Origin of the sequence: Daejeonella sp. JGW-45, assembly GCF_029360805.1 — a bacterium.
In the GTDB taxonomy this organism is placed as follows: Bacteria; Bacteroidota; Bacteroidia; order Sphingobacteriales; family Sphingobacteriaceae; genus Daejeonella.
The window spans coordinates 60,165-80,165 of sequence record NZ_JARKNC010000006.1 but is presented as its reverse complement, the minus strand read 5'-3'; the positions used below and the strand labels follow the sequence as shown (position 1 = coordinate 80,165).

Genomic DNA, 20,001 nt, shown 5'->3' with positions numbered 1-20,001 from the left:
AGAAATTGATCTAGGGTTTCACATCCCACCATAATCGCGTACTGACTTTATCTCCTCCCGGTCCCAATAGCGCAATTGCAGCTGTAACAGCTTTGGAATTTGCCTCGCGATCCTTATTTGTAAAAACAATACGTCTGATCATCTGATCCTTAGGCATGTCATCATTGTCAGAATGAATCAACGGGTACATTTTTGGATAACCTGTACGGCGCATCTCAGCCCATGCTTCCATATCACTAGGATAGATTGCAAGCCATTTCTGGGTACCGATCTGCTCTCTTTGCTTTTCCGGAATGCTTGAAAATTTCACAGGGATATCTGTCAAAGGAGGAGTATTCCAACCATTCTCAGGTGCTGGTGCTATGGGTAAGCTGGTACCGTTGATGTAGGTACTGATTACCAACGCATCGGAAATTCCCCAGGTATGCATGGAGGTCTCAATTCCCTTTTCATATAAATCTTTAGCAGTTCCGCCCATATTCCATCCGTTCATAGCTCCCTCTGCCCGCAAGAAATAAGCTTCGGCGGAAACCATTACAATCAATGGATTGCTGTTCATTAGCGATGGATTGAACCTCGGCCCCAGATCTGAAGTATAATCATAGGTATTAAAACCAACTGTCTGTTCAGAAGGGATCATTCCGCTTCTGCCTCCGCGATACTTGCCATCCGCCTTGGCAGGACTAAAGAATAATGGTAAACGTGGATCCTTGTAGCCAACAAGCAGGCTTTCCATATTAGCACTCATCCTGAATTCATTCCATGCAGAGATATAATTCAGGTAATTTCTCGTTGCTGCCGAAGCGGTCATAAAGGCATCATCACTTGGACTTAACATAACCCCATCTGCGTAGGCGGCCTCAGCTTCCATTTTGGCTTTTGCAGGCTCTACTCCTGAAATGCGGAGTGCCAATCTTAATCTGAGTGTATTGGCGAATTTAAGCCATTTAGCGTTATCACCTTTGAAAATAAGATCCTTATCTCCAAATGATGGCTTAGCCATATTATCCTTCAACAACTTTGAAGCTTCGGTCAATTCCTTGAAAAAGTCGAAATAGATATCTTTTTGGGAATCATAAGCTACACCTTCGCCTTCTTTGAACTTACCTATTTGAGAGTATGGTATGGGACCGAAATAATCGGTGTACCGATTTAGGATATATACTTTCCAAATCCGCGCAATTGCATTCATCGTTGGCAAGTCTTTGGAATTATCTATAATATTAACCATTGCCGGCATCGTCGATACATAAAGTCCGGTCCAGGTACTTGCCATCCACTGCTGATTAATTACATAGCGGTGGGATCCGAATGCAACCTGCGTGCAATTAAAATATTGACTATACATTCCTGCAGTAAGATTCTGCCCCGTCTGGAATGCAATATTCCATCCATTGTATAATGCAGTAGGAAATAAAGATTTAAGGTCTGTAGCATCCAGAGTTTCCAATCCTGTTGGACTGGTGTTTCTTTCTTCAAAGTTTTTAGTGCATCCAGTCCAGGAAATAGCCAGCAAAAATGTTAAACCGGTCAGTATTCCTTTATATGTTGATTTTGGGTATTTCATTTCAAATAATTTTAAAAGTTTAAAACTTACCAACAGCTAACTCACCGGGAGTTAAAACGAAAGTTTCAGGTTAAGACCGATATTTCTCGTGCTTGGCAGCGAATTATATTCACTACCTGCCACATTCCCTGTGCCTAAAAGCAATTCCGGATCAAACGGTGCATCCTTGTAGAGGAAGAAAAGGTTTCTGCCCACAAGTGAAACCCTTGCACCACGAATAAATCCTTTTTCAGAGAATAGATTGGTCAGGTTATACCCCAGAACCACTTCTCTCAACCTTAAGTTTGTTCCTGTATATGCATAGAATTCACCTGCCGGATATCTTTCACCAATTGTTCCAAAATAGCTTTGTGAAGTAATGCTCTTGGTATTTTTTTGCCCGTCAACAGTATAGGCATCCAAGATAATTCCGCCTTCCCGTCCTCTGAGAGATGCCTTGGAATGACCATCCGCATCCAGCAGCGCCTGAGTACCGGCAATTACCGTTCCGCCGTTTCTATAGTCGAGCAAAAACCCTAAGGAAAGATCCTTAAACGACAATGTATTATTGAAACCAAGATTGTAGTTTGGATTAAAATTACCGGCATATTGGTTCTTTGCCGTAAGCATAGGACTTCCTGTGCTCGTAACCAACGGTCTGCCCTGTGCATCCCTTTGCCATCCGATCACATACATATCACCATAACTTCCGCCAACTGAAGCATCTACCAGAACCTGCCTGTCATCAGACATAACAGCTCTGGTCACTTCGTCGGTAAGGCGGATGATTTTATTATTATTCTTGGCGTAATTAAAAGACGCATCCCACGTGAACGTCTTAGATCGCACAGGTGTTAGATTCAATGTTGCTTCAACTCCATTGTTATTGATCAGCCCCGCATTGATATACTGACTACTGAACAATGATGCAGCCGGAGTGGATATAGTAATCAATTGATTTTTAGTGTCCGTGGTATAGTATGTAAAATCAATACCAACTCTTCCTTCGAATAAACGCCACTCAGTTCCAACTTCAAATGCAGATGTTAACTCAGGTTTGTAAGTAGGGAGAGAGCGTGTAGATGGCGTTCCAATAAATCCGCCGTTTGCGACAGAATAGTAATTGCGATCACGGTATGCCGCGCCCCCTGAACCAGAATAGGCTAAGGACGTTCTAAGTTTACCATACAAAATCCATGAAGGAAGAGTGAACATTTCTGATACAATTCCAGTCACACCTACAGAAGGATAAAAGTAGGATTGATTGCCTTTAGGCAGCGCCGACGACCAATCGTTACGGGCAGTTGCATCCAGGAACAGGTAGTCCTTATACGACAAAGTGACTGTTCCATAAATCGACTGCACTTGCGGACTTTGAGAATACCCATTCAGAGCCAAAGGATTCTTGGCATTTACTAAAAAGAAATAGTTTTGCTTACTCAAACCACGTGCATCGACAGAGGCACTGGTAGCACTACCTTGTTGCAGGGATCCACCGAGGTTTCCGGACAGGTCAAAATTGCTATTTATGGTGCGATTGAACGATAATAATGCATCGACGTTTGTACTTTGCCGCATAAAATCTTCGACTACATAAGTTGACCCAATTCCATAAGTAGTGTAGGTATCGTTATAGATCTTGCGGTCTGTTTTTTCGAGGGTCTTATCAATGCTTCCGCGAATCTGGAAGTTCAACCAGTCATTGAAGTCATATTTTGCCGAAAATAATCCAAGCACCCGGTCTTTCTTTTCAAAAAACAGATCCCTTTCCATATCCCAATATGGATTGGATAAAATGGACGAATTAGGTTTCCAATAGCTTTGCCATTCAACACCGTTAACGTCAAAATAATTATACTTCTTTATCTCATCTAAAGGAATAGATGTCGGAGCCCGATACATTGACGATAACGCATAACCTGCTTCTCCTGTCGCGGGCATATTATTTACTTCCTGGTAGATATAACTTATTTTGGTCGAGAATGAAAGTTTCTTCGAAATGTTGTTGTCCAATTTAAGATCAACATTGTGCCTTACCATATCGTTGTTACGAAGTATCCCCTCAGCGGTTGTATTTCCATAAGAGAAATGGGTCCGCATTTTGTCGTTTCCACCACTTGCGCTTATTGAGTTATTGTAGGTTTTAGCCTCCCTGAAAAAATTCTTTAGATTATCCGGCTGCCCCACATAAGGAACACTGCTTCCGTTCCATAGCGTAACCATACGACCATCGGCTTTTGCACCATAACTATGTTCAGAGCCTGGCAAATAGATACCGCCATCTCCCTGGCCGTATTCATACTGAAGTTCGGGAAGATCAATGGCCTTATCGACAGTAAAACCACCATTATAATCCACCATTATATTACCAGTCTTTCCGCTCTTAGTAGTAATTACGATTGCACCATTTTGCCCTGCACTGCCATAAAGCGCTGCCGCTGATGCTCCCTTAAGTACAGTCATACTTTCGATATTATCCGGATTGATCATCGATATACCACCCCCGCCATCGCGTCCGCCGAAAGACCCTCCGCCTGAAGCTCTTTTACCGCTATTCATCGGAACACCATCAATTACATACAAAGGTTCATTGCCACCTGTTATTGAGCGGTTTCCCCTTAATATCACGCGTGAGGAACTACCCGGCCCCGTAGCACTTTTAGAAATTACTACACCCGCAACTTTTCCCTGCAGGGAATTAATAACGTTTGTTTCCTTTGCTTCATCCAGGCTAGCGCCATCAATCACCTGCGCCGAATAGGTAAGCGATTTAGCCGCACGTTTAATACCCAGCGCAGTTACAACCACCTCATTTAACGCTGTATTTGCAGCGTCAAGATTGACGTTCAACGTTGTATTATCATTCACTGTTACTTCACGGGTAACGAATCCTATGTACGTAAAAACAAGAATGCTGTTTCTATCCGGAACGTTGATTGAATAATTTCCATTGACATCAGTTGTAGTACCCACCTGCGTGCCTTTTAGTTTGATACTTACTCCCGGTAAGGTTTCCCCCTTCGTGTCGGTCACCTGGCCCCGGATGGGAATATCCGCGAAGTTATCAACTTGCTGCTGATCAGGCATAGACTGGCCGGTCACTATCAGTACGTTATTGTCAATTTGCCTGTAGGAAAATTCAGTATTTGCCAGCAATAGGTTTAGCGCTTCTTCGACGGTATATGTAGAGGAAGTGATACTCTTTGAAGGAAGAGATATAAGGTCGCCTTTCCTGTAGACAAACCGAAACGGTGTTTGCTGCTCTATCTTTTTAAAAGCAGCGAGCAAAGTTTCATTTTTTAATTCCAGCTTTACTTCGACCGCACTGATCTTTTGGCTCTTAACGGGCAGAGCTAGCAACAATTGAAAAGTAATTAATACTAAGGCTAAAGATACAAAGCCGATTCTCATAAGTTGTGCTATATTAAATTTGGGGGTTTTCTTTGCCGACAGAAATGCAACGTGGGTACCCTCCCGTGTAGTAATTGTAAAATATTTCATATTTTTACAAGGTTTTAAGGTTATCAATATCCTTTCTAGGGGATGAATTATTTTAAAACATGCCTCAGGTTAATATCTGATGGCGGAACCCTCCAAGAACCTTCATTGCCGTGAAGATATTTGAGGGTTTTTTTTCAGGGTGGTAGTTTCATTTTTCTTTCCATATCCGTTTCTTGTTACGATTAATTACATCCTGCTCCGTCCAGCACTATTGTGTCCTTGTTCCGGAATTGGTATTTAATGTTATTAAACTCACCGATTATATTTAGTATCTGTTCCAGGCTCTGGGTCTTCAGGAAAGTTGCACTGAACCGGCATTTTTTTACAAGCTCGTTAGCGAACACTATGGAAATGCCGAAGCGCTCCTGAAGCTGATTAGCTACATCTATCATACTTACATCGTCGAAATACATATCCCCTGCAACCCATGATATAACCTCTTCCGATTTAACAGCCTTCTTCACATACGTGGTCTTTTCTGCATTAAAGACGACTTGCTGGTTGGGATCGATATAATTATATGTACGCTTACTATCACCTACTTTTACCTTACCCTTTTTTACGGTAACTGTTACGGTCCGGCTTCCGCGACTAGCCTTGATATTAAATTTAGTGCCAAGCACTGTTGTTCTGAGCTTTCCCGTATACACTATAAAGGGACGGGCTTTATCATGAATAATATCAAAAAATGCTTCCCCAGTAAGGATGACCTCTCTTTTGCCGTTTTTATTAAAAGCTGAAAAGTCCAGTTTACTATTCCCGTTAAGGATGACGGAGCTACCGTCTGGAAGATTTATAAAACGTCGCGGTGGAATTGAGGTCCTGGGCGTCTCAGACGCCCTGATATGCTTAACGGTAGCATCTGTTTGAGGGCTGAAAGGCCGATAGAAAAGCACGGCAATACCAATTAATACGACTATGGCTGCAGCAGCCATGCCCCTTATATTAATTACTCGGGTTCTGGCGGCCTGTCTTTCGTTACGGTCAGAAGATATTATGTGATTGAAAATCCGCTCGGCTTTCCCGTCTTCCAACGATTTGAACGAGTGCGGCTCCTTCCAGAATTCATCCAGTAGCTCCTTAATCTTCTCATCATAATTATTTCTGTCCATCATAGACAAAAATTCATCAGTTTCTTCCTTGCTGGCCGATTTATCTACAAATCGCTGAAAAAGATATTTAAATCTATGAATAGACATACTTCAAAGTTTTAGGTTAAGGAGGGTTGCTACCTGCCCTATAACAGTAAGGACAAGCGGGACAGGAAATAGGGTTAGTCAAAAAGAAAATATCTTTAACCCGCAAGTAATTGTTCTGATTTTATTCGAATGATCAGATTTTTAGCCAGCGATCGAACCACTCGAACGCCTCTTGTTGCATATCGACATCAAATTTGTGAATCCCGGGATGAAATGAACATTTGTATTTATCTGTTGCACTGGCTTTCTTATAGACTTCACTTAGAATCCGGTCTGCTTCCTTCATTTCGCTCAGGGTGAATAGGCCGTCTTCGTTGTTGTTCAATATCAGCGTAGGCAGCGGGGCACGCACCCCTACTATCTCAGCGAAATCCAGCTCTTTAGGGAGCAATGGTGTAAATGTCATCCATGTATGGGTATAAGATTTATGTAATACCAGGTCTTTACTGGTCGTCATAAATCCTACCGGGATGCAGCACTTTATCCTGTCATCGAGGGCCCCCATATATAAAGATCTCAGCCCCCCTCCAGATAAACCGGCACATCCGATCCGGTTTGCATCTACATCTTTTCGGGCGCAGAGTATATCTAAAGCTATTCTGTCTTCAGCAAGGAACACACCCGGCCAGGTTAATCCTGCGCTAAATAACGACTTAGCCATTACATGTTCATGCTGGCCTGCCCATTTGTTGTAAGCTTTTATGTTTTCGGGCTTCTCCGGTTCTTTAGGATCCAATCCACCCCGCATGTGAACGGGAACATCCGTGAGAAGAACCCGGCGGCTTGCAAATGTAAAAGCATCGGATATCAATACCGTATATCCTTTCTTTGCAAGTTGATTTGCCCATGCACGGCCTCCATAATAGTTCTTCTGATGCTCTTCTATAAGTGGATCCTTCTCGCCAGAAGTTTTTATTATTTTCACTTTACCGTGGAATTTGTCTCCGCCATGGTCATGGAATGCCAAAATCCCCGGTAAGGGCTCCCGGGCATCTGCTGGTTTCATCAAAATGGCTTCGGTAACGCGGCCATACGGCAATTGCCAGCTTAATTCTTCAATATGCAGACCGTCATAAGTGTATTGTTTGACAAGGGTTACTTTAGGAGCAGGGCCAATTTCAGGAATCCCTAATCGCGATATCAAACGCTCACGGGCGACCTTTCGCCAGGCGTTAACATCAGACCATTCTTTTCGTCTAAATGAATACTCAGGTAGATCTTTTGTCGTTTCGGCTGCCGCCCATGGGCCGTACATACCTATTATACTAAGATTCTCATCCCCTGCTGCCGGCTCCGCCGGAAACACCTGGTCGTCTGCCGGCAAGGCGTAGGCCGACATAAGACTCGACCCTGCTATGGCGGCACCGGCAATGCCTGTAATTTGCAAGAACTCTCTGCGATTTTTTTTCATAGGTATGTACGCTTAATACATGTGCATACTGCGTCATAACGCCCATAAAATGAAAAGCTAGCGGACACAGTAAAAAGACATAAGAATAAAAATATGGACAAGGTCGTGGTTCGACAAAACTGTGCGGAGGTTGCTTACTGCCTTCTTTAAATGAGCTTTGACAGTATTCTTTGAGAGATTCATCTCAAGGGCTATCTCATCATATTTTAATCCCTCATCACGACTCAGGCTATAAACAATTCTCTGTTGCGGAGGAAGGCGGTCCATTGCATCCTTAATAATATTCTTGTAATCATTATAAAACACCGTTTCTTCGGTATTATGCTGATATTCGGTATTATCCAGACTAAGCTCCCGGATAATACGGGCTTCGTGAGCTATTCTTTTAATCGCATTGAATGCCTGATTTCGCACCAATGTGTATAAATACGAGTCAAATTTCGTTATTGCATACAGATTTGACCGGTTAATCCAGATCTTAGTGAAAGCATCCATGACAATCTCTTCCGCGATCTCATCGCTATCCGTTATTCTCAGGATATAGTTATGAAGCCTGCCGCTATAAAAATCGAAGATTTTTCGAAATGCTTTCTCGTCCCCAAGGGCCGTTAATCTTATCAGATCAGACTCGTTATGCAAACCCTTGAACTTCAAAATATGCGATTAAGTTTATGTAACTAAGATATGAACATTACGATATAATTCAAATAAATTCAATTTTCCGTACAAATTAGTTAACGTGAGTTCGATATAAAATCGATTAAGATACAGAAGAATATATAACCACTCCGTTTATACCTTTCCGGTCCCAACAAGGCAGAATTAATTTATATAAACGCGGACTAAACCCGGACTAAACGCGGAGGAATGCCGGATATATCCGAATTTCTTACGGGTTTAATTAATGTTTACTATTATTTTAATTTGAATGTATGTTGGAAACTTCCTACATTAAGTATATAATTAACTCCCAAGTCATAGGGGCAATGTCATTATGCTACGCAAAAGAGCGATTGCAGGAACCATTACCGATCAGCCTAAAAACAATCTGTCAGGGTGAACATTCCAGACATAGAAGCGCTATGATTACCGCGGAGAGAGATTGATCTTTACTATAAAGAAGCTTTCCAATTTCAAATAAAATCCGTACCTTTGCGGCGCTTTCAGCAATAAGGTTGAGAGCACTTAAAAATTATCATGAACCCATTTAGTACCTTGGGTATCCGTCATGATATTGTTAATGCCATAGCTGAATTGGGATTCGAAAATCCCACACCGATCCAGGAACAATCTATCCCGGTATTACTTTCAGGCAGCAACGATTTTGTCGGATTAGCTCAAACAGGAACCGGTAAAACGGCTGCCTTCGGCCTCCCTCTATTAGAACTATTAGATTTCGAGGAAAATTACCCGCAAGCACTCATTCTTTGTCCGACGCGTGAACTCTGTCTGCAAATCACCAGCGACATAAAGAATTACGCTAAAAACATGGATAACGTTAATGTTGTTGCAGTTTACGGTGGTGCGAATATTTCAGATCAGTTACGCCAGATCAAACGTGGTGTACAGATCGTAGTCGCCACTCCCGGTCGGATGCTCGATATTATTAATCGCAAAGCGATTGATTTTACAAAAGTACAATACGTTGTACTTGACGAAGCAGATGAAATGCTTAACATGGGCTTTCAGGAAGACATCGACAGTATTTTATCAACCACTCCGGATGATAAAAAGACCTGGTTATTTTCTGCAACCATGCCTACAGAAGTACGCAGAATTGCAAAGAAGTACATGACAGATCCGTTCGAACTTACTATGGGTACCAAAAATACCGGTAACGTAAATATCGAACATGAATACTACATTGTAAAAGCGCGCGATAAATATGCAGCGTTTAAACGTATTGTTGATTTCAACCCTGAGATCTTCGGTATTGTGTTCTGCCGGACAAAAATTGAAACTCAAGAAATTGCTGAATCTCTGATGAAAGATGGTTACAACGCTGATGCACTTCACGGAGATCTTTCGCAACAACAACGCGACAAGGTTATGAAGCGCTATCGCGATCGTAGCCTTCAGTTACTAATAGCTACTGACGTTGCTGCACGGGGAATTGATGTTAATGATGTTACTCACGTAATTAACTACTCTCTTCCTGATGAGATTGAAAATTATACGCACCGAAGCGGCCGTACTGGCCGTGCCGGAAAAACAGGTATTTCTATAGCGATCATTAATTCGAAGGAATTAGGAAAGATTCGTCATATCGAACGTACCATTGGAAAGCAGTTCACAAAGGCCGAAATTCCAAGTGGCTTTGACGTATGTGAGAAACAATTATTCGCTCTCATACATAAAGTTCATAATGTGGAGGTTAATGAGGCTCAGATCGAACAATACATTCCCCGCATCATGGAGGAATTTAAAGATCTGGATAAGGAGCAAATCATTAAACGTTTCGCCTCTCTTGAATTTAACAGTTTCCTTGAATACTATTCTAAGGCTCCTGATCTGAATATTTCTGCGGATGATCGCGGGTTCGACCGTGAGCGTGGTGAACGTTCAGATCGCGGATCAAGAGGAAATGCAGGTTATACCCGTTTATTCATGAACCTTGGTTCAGTAGATGATTTCACCCGCGGCGATATGCTCGGATTCATTTGCAACAACACGAAGATCAGCGGCAAGAGCGTTGGTAAGATCGACCTTAAAGGAGTGTTTACATTTTTTGAGGTTGAGGATTCTGAAGTAAATAAGGTAATCGAAGGATTCAAATCGGTTGACTTTCAAGGCAGAAGCGTGCGCATTGAAATGGCTGGCGATAGAGATAGCGATCGTGGCGGGTCAGGCGGTGGATATCGTGGCAATTCATCCCGCCGGGAAGGTGGTGGATATCGCGGCGGAAACAGCGGGGGCGGACGTCGTGAAGGCGGAAGCGGCGGTGGATTCCGCGACTTTTCAGGCAAACGCCGTGAGGATCGGGGAGGAGGTTTCTCCGGAGGTGGACGTCGTGAAGGCGGTGACCGGCGCAGACGGCTTTAACCTACTGATTCCTATAACCATTTAAAGGCCGCCAATTGGCGGCCTTTCTTTTAATAATAATTTATTGTTATTATCCGATTTTGCTGCCAGACTGGTTCGGCATATTTACCACGATCTGAAGTAAAGCGCTTCCCTATCTGCGGTTAGCCCGCCAACTGATAAGCAAGTGGCAACCTGACACTAAGCTTCGTCCATATAAACCCTGCTGCCCTCACGGTCTGTATAATAATTTCTTTTATACATATCGGTAAATACATCTTCCCCATTCGGTCCCTTCATATCAGGCATCAGACGATCTTTAACATCATCCACGAATTGATTAAATTTATCTTTCCAGCCCTTATTGGCTTCCACAAATTCATGAACCTTATCTGACCAACCTTTGCCGGCCTCGGTCAGATTATCAAGCAAGGTTGAACCGTCTGCCTTTTTATGGGTTAATACTTTATAAGCTACGCCAGCTACTGCGGCAATGCCGAGTATAGTTGTGATCTTTTTCATCGCTATCTTTTTTCTTATAGCAACATGCGAGCAATGAGGAAGGTTTTAAAAAGATGAAGATGGTACAATTTTTCTTTTTCGAATAGCTTAAGTGAGCTGTTCCGAAAGCAGTTTCATTTCAATCTGGGGAGAATGATTTTCATAAAGTATAGCATAAACAGCACGGCATATCGGCATATTTACTTTGTACGTTTTGTTAATCTGGTGAAGACAATATACAGCGTAATATCCTTCGGCAATCATGTTCATTTCCAATTGAGCGGATCTCACGGTATAGCCTTTACCTATCATGTTACCAAATGTACGGTTACGGCTAAATTGAGAATATGCAGTAACCAGAAGATCACCGAGGTAAGCCGACTCCTTTATATCCCTGTCTATCGGATGTATTGCAGCAACAAACCTTTCGATTTCACGGACAGCGTTAGAGATTAATACAGCCTGGAAATTATCGCCATAGCCAACCCCATGGCAAATTCCACTTGCTACTGCATAAATGTTTTTAAGCACCGCAGCATACTCGGTCCCATAAATATCGTCTGAAACATTAGTTTTAATATAACGCGTATTAAGCATGGCGGCAAATGAATTTGCCAGGCTAAGATCCTGGCAGGCTATCGTCAGGTACGAGAGCTTTTCCAGGGCCACTTCTTCAGCATGACAGGGGCCACTGATCACTACGATATCACTAAACGGGATCTGGTAATTCCGGTTCATAAATTCACCGATGATCAGGTTATCTTCCGGTACTATACCCTTAATTGCGGAAATGATTTTTTTGCCTTTAAGATCCTTTTCTTCTATTCCTGCTAATGCTTCTTTCAAAAATGCAGCGGGGACATTTAGTAAAACCATATCACATCCTGAAATCACCTCCTTAAGGTTAGCGCTAATGTGCGCACCGGAAACTTTCGTTTCGACAGAACTGAGGTAATGGGGATTATGCTTATACTTTTTTATATGTTCTATCGCATCCAAATTACGCATCCACCAGTAAACCTCTTTATCATTCAGGTTATCACCGAGGATCTTAACTATAGCCGTCGCCCAGCTACCTCCACCAACAACTGCTATACTGCTTTTCATTTGTAAAAATTGCTTTTAATGGCAAGAGACCTCCGCGAAGATCGACAGGTCTTGCATGAGCTATTAGGAATAGAGACTATCTGCAATATAAGAAATCCCTCCCGAAAAACCTGTGGCTTTCAGGAGGGACAAGTTACGGATTTCTTGTAAATTACTTCTTAGCTTCGCCTGCAAAAAGCTTTTCCTTATCTACTTTTTCAACTGCGGCTCCATCTTTCAGCGTTTTAGATATCGCAGTAAACGGTCCTGAAACGACTTCCTCTCCTGCCTTAAGTCCGCTTTTAACAAGTATATAGGTATCGTCCTGTATTCCTGTAGTGACCTGAACCTGCTTTACCTTCCCGCCGTTATGTACGAAGACATATTCCTTCACCGGCTCTGAGCTTCTCTTCTCTTTCGTGTTATTACCAGATGCCGTTTGCTGGCCGCCTTTTGAATCATCTTTAACCTCCTTTTTTTCTTCCCGTGTTGTTACAGACTGAATTGGAACCGCAATTCCCTTAAACTGTTCAGTCTGAATGTCCACCGTGGCCGACAAGCCCGGGCGGAAAGGCGAAGGATTCGCACTGTCAGCACGAAGAAGCTTTTGATACGATTCCGGAACAATACGTACCTTAACCGTAAAATTGGTTACCTGATCTGTTGACGTGCCGACCACGTTTGATGAACTGGCAATTTCGGTTACTTCGCCTTTGAATTTCTGATTCTGAAATGCATCAACTTCGATGTCGGCCATATCTCCCACTGAAACCCTATTGATGTCACTTTCATTTACATCCACGCTAACTTCCATAGAGCTAAGATTAGATATTCTCATAATCTCGGTACCAGCCATTTGAGACGTACCTAAAATCCTATCCCCCAATTCAACAGAAAGTTTTGAAATCACTCCATCTGTAGGCGCATAAATAGTTGTCTTTGCGAGATTTGCACCGGCTTCCTTTACCACAGCATTTGATTGTTCCACTCCAAACCTGGATCCCACCACGTTTTGACGGACAGCTTCAAGGCTCGCCCTTGCCGCTTCATACTCAGCCTTGACCGCATCAAACTCTGCCGCTGAAATAACCTTTTTCGAAAACAGCTCCTGATTACGCTTATACTTGGCGGCGGTGTTTGCGAAATTTGCTTCGGCCTGCTTAAGTGATTGCTGAGAACTGGCCAATGCCGCTTTTTGGGTATTCAATGATGCTACTGCCCGATCATAACCTGATTGAAGAACGTCCGGCCGCACTTTACATAACAGCTGACCTCTTTTAACCACATCGCCTTCTTTTACGTGCAATTCCACTACTTCACCTGAGACTTCGGCACTAAGCTTAACCTCAACTTCCGGCTGGACTTTTCCGCTGGCTGACACGGTTTCAATAATTGTTCGTGAACTCGCTTTTTCGACAGCGATTTGTACTGCGTCACTTTTACCAAACCATCCGAGCTTATTTCCCGCAACTGCTACGACAACCAGTACTCCTGCTCCAATAAGCAGATATTTCATTGTATTATTTTTCTTTGCCATGTTAGGGTTTATAAAAGAAGTAGGGTTTTCTGATTAAAAAGTAATTGGATTTCCAAGGTAATAGTCGATCACTTTGCTTCTGAAAATAAGGTCGTACCTGGCCTGGATCTGATCAAACTGTGCCTTATTCAGGTTCGTTTGCGCCTGATTAAAATCAAGCGAATTTACAAGCCCGACAGCATATCTCTGCTCAATCACATTGAATGCTTCTCTTGACGACTCGAACGCTGTCTGCGCCGAATAGTATCTTTTTTCAGCGGCTCTAAGATCATAAACAGCCTGATTAATCACTTTGTTAAGGTTATTTTTGGCTAGCTGCTCGTTGACAGTGCCATTCTCAAAATTTATCCTCGCCCGCCGGACGGCAGACCGTGCCGAATATCCGTTAAATATTGGAATGCTTAGCCCGAATCCAATAAATTGGTTAAAATTATCCTGGATTTGATTTGCAAAAGAAGTATTGCCGAAAGTACCGTTCGAATATCGGGTACCCATTCCGGTTTGCAAATTCAATGAAGGATAATACCCGCTTCGTGCAATATCAATCTCCTTCTCTAAAACCAATTTTCTTAATTCCGCAAGCTTTATGTCCGGAAAATTTACAGATGCTGATTTATAAACTTCAGCTGCAGAGTAGGCCGTATTGACGGTGGTTGCGTCACTAACGGCCGGTTTCTCGACTTCAAATTGAATCGCCGGGTCACGTTCAAGCAACTGTGCAAGATCTAAAAATGCAAGATCAACCTGGTTCTGAGCATTGGTAACATTTAGTTCCGCGGTTGCCACCTGCGATTTTGCCTGAGACAGGTCGGCAAGGGTCCTCTCTCCCACATCATAAAACTTTTGCTCAACGTCAAGCTGTTGTTTCGAAATATCTAACTGCTGCCGCGACGCAGTAAGAAGATCCTGCGAGTTTAATACCGTCAGGTAATTAGTTACAACAGCGAGGATCAGATCATTTTTAACTTTTTGCGTAAAACTCTTATCCGCCTCAAGCTGAAGTTTATTCTGGGCGATGATATTAATTCGTTGAAAACCGCCAAATAATGGGGTGGTTGACGATATATTCCCGTTTGTCGAAGTAATCGCTTGATTTACAAACTGATTTGTTAAAGGATCAATACTCCGGCCAAAATTAAAGTTAAGACTGGTGTTAGCATTCAAGGTTGGAAACAGCGAGTATTTCGACTGCCTGAGATTCTCATCAGATATCGCTTCCGAAAACTCTGCTTGCTTAACCTGAAGGTTATTTTCGATAACAAGCTCTGTCGCTCGTTTTAATGTAATTTTCTCCTGAGCACGTAAAGAAATTGAACTTAAGATTAAAAAAAATAGCGTTAAAACAGAGTATATAGAAAATCCTTTAAGCTTTATTTGTTTCATATTAAGAGTTAAACAACAACCAATTGGTTAGAATTCGTGTATAAAATTACTATCTATAAATTACTTAACATATTTATCTTCGTGATAAATTAACAAAAAAGCAATTTGTATCTTACATACTCTCCATTCTGGTTGCGATGGTTATATCCCACGTTAACCTGGCATAAAAACAGGAGGGAAAAGTTCGTTTATCTCACGTTTGACGACGGACCTGTACCTGTTGTTACACCATTTGTACTAAATTCCCTAAAAGATTTTAATGCCAAAGCCACTTTTTTCTGCATTGGAGATAATGTAAGCAAATATCCTGATATATACTCAAATGTCTTATCTGCCGGACATGCTGTAGGAAATCATACATTCAATCATCTCAAAGGATGGGAAAGCAGCAACGAAGAATATATAAATAGTGTAAAAATGTGCAATGATCTGGTCGAATCGAATTTATTCAGACCACCGTATGGCAGGATAAGAAAAAAACAGATTAGTGAGATCAGGACGCATTTTCCGGAAATGAAAATTATTATGTGGGACGTTCTTAGCGGTGATTTCGATGATAGTTTAAAGCCCGATCAGGTAGTCAAAAATGTACTTAAGAATGTAAAGAATGGCTCTATCATAGTATTTCATGATAGCGTCAAGGCCTTCCCCCGTTTACAGTATGCTTTGCCAGCTGTTTTAGAAAAGCTCCACACTCAGGGATATACATTCAAAATGCTCTAAAAATTGAACAGATACTTATCTAATTAATTTTCGATACGAGATAATTAACATTCAAAAACGAGATGATATCCAGAATATCAGCTTCTTATAAAATATATTAGTTTATAAGAAAATACAGGCGTAATTATTGCTAGTAGTCCGCCAATGACCTCTCAAAAAAGAATTATGATTGCCGACGATGACCCTGGCATTGTCGATGCCGTAGAAATGATGCTTGAATTTGAAGGATACCAGGTTTGCTCTACTTTAAATGGCGCCGCCGTTCTGGAGATGGATGATGAATTTCCTGATCTTTTTCTGTTAGATATATGGATGTCGGGACACGATGGAAGGGATATCTGCCGCGAACTTAAAAAGAGAAATAACACTAAGAACATTCCGGTGATTATGATTTCTGCAAGTACTGATCTGGCGCGATCAGCGAGAGAAGCAGGTGCAGACGATTTTTTGGAAAAGCCTTTCAACATGAATGATCTGGTGGCCAAAATAGCTCTTCACCTTAATGCCTAGAATCTGAATTGGTGTACTGTACCGGTGACCTGCAAGCCATGTTTGCAATTATACTTCGCTTAATTCACACTCATTTATTGAAACTCTTTAGTGGCGGTGTATTTTTTCTCTTTTGATTGTCGAAAAGCTGCCATTTTTAAGCCTTCTTTTTGTAACTTCGCTCGCAGTATAACAGAAGTAATTACAATCAAGCAAATAACATGGCATTTGATTTAGACATGATCAAAAAGGTTTATGATAACTACGGCATACGTCTTGAGGCTGCCCGCAAAGTTGTTAATAAACCACTTACATTAACAGAAAAGATTTTATACGCCCATTTATGGGAAGGTAATGCATCAGAAGCTCACGAACGTGGAGTTACATATGTAGATTTTGCACCTGACAGGGTTGCGATGCAGGATGCAACGGCCCAAATGGCTCTACTGCAATTCATGCAGGCCGGGAGACCCACGGTAGCAGTTCCGTCAACTGTACACTGCGATCACCTGATCCAGGCAAAAGTAGGTGCCGATGAAGATCTGGCAACTGCAAACACCCAGAACAAGGAGGTTTATGACTTTCTTGCGTCGGTTTCTAACAAATACGGAATTGGCTTCTGGAAACCAGGCGCTGGAATTATTCATCAGGTTGTGCTTGAAAATTACGCATTTCCAGGCGGAATGATGATAGGTACTGATTCACATACGCCTAATGCCGGCGGACTTGGAATGCTGGCAATTGGAGTAGGCGGCGCTGACGCATGTGATGTAATGGCCGGATTGGCCTGGGAACTGAAATTCCCTAAGTTGATCGGGGTTAAACTAACCGGAAAACTGTCGGGCTGGGCTTCCGCGAAAGATGTTATTCTCAAGGTTGCCGGAATTCTTACTGTAAAAGGAGGAACCGGACACATCGTTGAATATTTTGGTGAAGGCGCGCAATCCCTTTCCGCTACCGGAAAAGGAACCATTTGTAATATGGGTGCCGAGATTGGTGCAACAACATCAGTTTTTGGATATGATGAAAAAATAGCCAGCTATCTGAAGGGTACTGAGCGCGCAGAAATAGCAAACCTTGCCGATGCGGTAAAAGAACATCTTACCGGAGATGCTGAGGTATATGCTAATCCGCAGCTTTATTTTGACCAGGTTATTGAAATCGATCTTAATACACTCGAACCACATGTTAACGGGCCGTTCACACCGGATATGGCGTGGCCTTTATCTCAATTTGCTGCTGCTGTTCGTGAAAACGGCTGGCCGCAAACACTTGAGGTCGGCTTGATCGGTTCATGTACCAACTCATCTTATGAAGATATTACAAGAGCGGCATCTGTAGCTAAACAGGCTGTAGATAAGCACCTTGTTGCAAAAGCTGAATTTACCATTACCCCGGGTTCCGAACTTGTTCGCTACACCGTCGAGCGCGATGGATTCCTCGACACATTCGAAAATATGGGCGGTGTCGTTCTAGCAAATGCCTGCGGACCATGTATCGGGCAATGGGCACGTCATAGTACGGACCCGACACGCAAGAATTCGATTATCACTTCGTTTAACAGGAATTTCAAGTCCAGGAATGATGGTAATCCAAACACGCATGCGTTCGTTGCGTCGCCGGAAGTAGTGACGGCCCTGACCATCGCAGGGGATCTTGGATTTAATCCAATGACTGATACCCTGACCAACTCTGAAGGCGTACAGGTTAAACTTGATGAACCACAAGGCCTCGAAATGCCTCTGAAAGGCTTTGCAGTTGAAGATGCGGGTTATCAGGCTCCAGCAGAAGATGGAAGTACTGTAAGCGTAATTGTAGATCCTAATTCTGCCCGTTTACAGCTCCTTGATCCATTTAAGGCTTGGGAAGGCACAGATATTAAGGGACTAAAACTTTTGATCAAAGCAAAAGGAAAATGTACCACCGACCATATTTCTATGGCTGGTCCATGGTTAAAGTTCCGTGGGCACCTTGACAATATTTCAAACAATATGCTAATTGGCGCTACCAATTTCTTTAACGAGAAAGCTGATAGCGTTAAAAATCAATTGAACGGTGAATATGGCGCGGTTCCTGCTACTGCACGGGCTTACAAGGCTCAAGGCATTGGAAGTATCGTTGTAGGTGACGAGAACTACGGTGAAGGTTCGTCAAGAGAGCATGCAGCCATGGAGCCAAGGCATCTTGCTGTGCGTGCGATACTTGTAAAATCTTTCGCCCGTATCCATGAAACAAACCTTAAAAAACAAGGCATGCTTGCTTTAACATTTGTTGACGCAAATGACTATGACCGCATCCTCGAGGATGATATCATTGATATCACCGGATTGAACAATTTCGCACCCGGTAAACCACTGACCATCGTACTTCATCATGCAGACGGCAATTCAGAATCATTTGCTGTTAACCATACTTATAATGAGCAGCAGATTGAGTGGTTTAAAGCTGGTGGTGCGCTAAATATCATCAGAATGAACCAGAAAGCGTAAAGCGAAATTGGAAATTGGAAATAGGAAATTGGGAATAGGGAGTCGTTGCTTCCATTCCTATTCTCCATTTCCTATTTTCCATTTCCTATTTTCCATTTCCTATTCCTTGTTCCCATTAAATAAGCCGTGCTCTTAAGCGTTAAGCCTAAAGTTTACGGCTTATTTTTTAGACCTATAAATCAGAAAAACAAACCCACCGAATATGGCAAACTCTCCTAAGACTATTCTGATCACCGGGGCCTCAACCGGTATTGGCTTCCACACGGCCATTTTGCTTTCAAAGGAAGGCCATAGAGTTTATGCTACAATGCGTAATACTTCGAAAGCGGGCAGACTACAAGAGGAAGCCGAAAAGCAGGGAGTCCGGCTAACTATTCTTAAACTCGATGTTCAGGATGAAAAAAGCATAGCGCGCTGCGTTGGCCAAATCCTGGAAAATGAAGACCGTATTGATATTCTCATAAACAATGCGGGGGCTGGTTTCATCCGAACCCTGGAACAGGCGAGCATGGAAGAAATCCAGCAGGTCATGGATGTCAATTTCTACGGAGTGATCCGCTGTACTAAAGCCGTATTACCTGTAATGCGAAAACACCAAAGCGGTCATATTATTAATATTTCATCGATTGGTGGCATTGTAGGTCAGCCTGTTAACGAAATCTACTGTGCGGCGAAATTCGCGCTTGAGGGCTTAACTGAGAGTATTGCCAGCTATATGAAGCCTTATTTGGGGATAAACGTATCGTTAATTGAGCCCGGAGGAGTCATCACTGAGTTCGGGAACAGTCTGACCAAATACTTTGAAGAAACAGGCGGAATTAAGGACGACGACTATAAACCGTTGATGCAAACGTACATGAACTACAGGGCAACCTTCACTGATGAAGTTAAAGAACGGGCGTTCCAGAAGCCATTAGAGATAGCCGAAGTGATTCTCAAATGCATCAATGATCCTGAGCCCAAGTTACGTTATCTGACTTCTGATGGTGCAGCAATCTTTACTAAATTGAAGACCGGATTAGATCCGGACGGGGAGGGAATTAAGGCGCAGGTTAGAAAAGGGATCCTTAACAGATAAAATTCAAAACTGAACAAGTTAAATGTACTGTTAGCCC

Annotated in this window: 14 protein-coding genes; 5 read left to right on the top strand and 9 right to left on the bottom strand. The window is 42.5% G+C overall.

Annotation, left to right across the window (positions count from 1 at the left end):
* Nucleotides 1–10 precede the first annotated feature (10 nt).
* From P2W76_RS07835 to P2W76_RS07815, 5 genes are all read right to left on the bottom strand, one after another.
* A complete protein-coding gene (locus P2W76_RS07835) occupies nt 11–1,567 on the bottom strand; it encodes a SusD/RagB family nutrient-binding outer membrane lipoprotein (RefSeq protein WP_276347149.1) in 1,557 nt (518 codons plus the stop codon).
* Nucleotides 1,568–1,618: 51 nt separating this feature from the next.
* Complete coding sequence (locus P2W76_RS07830) at nt 1,619–5,047, bottom strand: SusC/RagA family TonB-linked outer membrane protein (protein WP_276347148.1); 3,429 nt, start codon at nt 5,045–5,047, stop codon at nt 1,619–1,621.
* Between the two features lie 182 nt (nt 5,048–5,229).
* The gene (locus P2W76_RS07825; protein ID WP_276347147.1) at nt 5,230–6,246 is read right to left on the bottom strand and encodes a FecR domain-containing protein; all 1,017 of its coding nucleotides are present in this window, start codon (nt 6,244–6,246) and stop codon (nt 5,230–5,232) included.
* 133 nt (nt 6,247–6,379) lie between these two features.
* Entirely contained in the window at nt 6,380–7,657 is a 1,278-nt protein-coding gene (locus P2W76_RS07820) for a hypothetical protein (RefSeq protein ID WP_276347146.1), read from the bottom strand.
* Nucleotides 7,658–7,714: 57 nt separating this feature from the next.
* On the bottom strand, nt 7,715–8,311 hold the full coding sequence (locus P2W76_RS07815; RefSeq protein WP_276347145.1) for an RNA polymerase sigma-70 factor: 597 nt from the start codon (nt 8,309–8,311) through the stop codon (nt 7,715–7,717).
* Between the two features lie 543 nt (nt 8,312–8,854).
* On the opposite strand from P2W76_RS07815, the gene P2W76_RS07810 reads away from it, so the two are divergent.
* Nucleotides 8,855–10,699, top strand: a complete 1,845-nt coding sequence (locus P2W76_RS07810; RefSeq protein ID WP_276347144.1) for a DEAD/DEAH box helicase — start codon at nt 8,855–8,857, stop codon at nt 10,697–10,699.
* A gap of 180 nt (nt 10,700–10,879) precedes the next feature.
* Here the strand turns inward: P2W76_RS07810 and P2W76_RS07805 are convergent, their stop codons facing one another.
* The 4 genes from P2W76_RS07805 to P2W76_RS07790 form a co-directional block, all read right to left on the bottom strand.
* Complete coding sequence (locus tag P2W76_RS07805) at nt 10,880–11,200, bottom strand: hypothetical protein (protein ID WP_276347143.1); 321 nt, start codon at nt 11,198–11,200, stop codon at nt 10,880–10,882.
* 87 nt (nt 11,201–11,287) lie between these two features.
* Nucleotides 11,288–12,286, bottom strand: coding sequence for an NAD(P)H-dependent glycerol-3-phosphate dehydrogenase (locus tag P2W76_RS07800; RefSeq protein ID WP_276347141.1), 999 nt, complete (start codon nt 12,284–12,286; stop codon nt 11,288–11,290).
* A 151-nt stretch (nt 12,287–12,437) separates the two neighbouring features.
* On the bottom strand, nt 12,438–13,802 hold the full coding sequence (locus P2W76_RS07795; protein WP_276347139.1) for an efflux RND transporter periplasmic adaptor subunit: 1,365 nt from the start codon (nt 13,800–13,802) through the stop codon (nt 12,438–12,440).
* A gap of 33 nt (nt 13,803–13,835) precedes the next feature.
* Nucleotides 13,836–15,185, bottom strand: a complete 1,350-nt coding sequence (locus P2W76_RS07790; protein ID WP_276347137.1) for a TolC family protein — start codon at nt 15,183–15,185, stop codon at nt 13,836–13,838.
* Between the two features lie 105 nt (nt 15,186–15,290).
* Between P2W76_RS07790 and P2W76_RS07785 the strand changes: the two genes are divergently transcribed.
* The 4 genes from P2W76_RS07785 (at nt 15,291) to P2W76_RS07770 (ending at nt 19,964) form a co-directional block, all read left to right on the top strand.
* Nucleotides 15,291–15,908, top strand: coding sequence for a polysaccharide deacetylase family protein (locus P2W76_RS07785; protein WP_276347136.1), 618 nt, complete (start codon nt 15,291–15,293; stop codon nt 15,906–15,908).
* A gap of 165 nt (nt 15,909–16,073) precedes the next feature.
* Nucleotides 16,074–16,418, top strand: coding sequence for a response regulator transcription factor (locus tag P2W76_RS07780; protein ID WP_276347134.1), 345 nt, complete (start codon nt 16,074–16,076; stop codon nt 16,416–16,418).
* A gap of 200 nt (nt 16,419–16,618) precedes the next feature.
* Complete coding sequence (locus P2W76_RS07775; RefSeq protein WP_276347133.1) at nt 16,619–18,886, top strand: aconitate hydratase; 2,268 nt, start codon at nt 16,619–16,621, stop codon at nt 18,884–18,886.
* Nucleotides 18,887–19,088: 202 nt separating this feature from the next.
* Nucleotides 19,089–19,964 carry an SDR family oxidoreductase gene (locus tag P2W76_RS07770; RefSeq protein WP_276347132.1) on the top strand — a complete coding sequence of 292 codons (876 nt, stop codon included), beginning with the start codon at nt 19,089–19,091 and terminating at the stop codon, nt 19,962–19,964.
* The last annotated feature ends 37 nt before the right edge of the window (nt 19,965–20,001 follow it).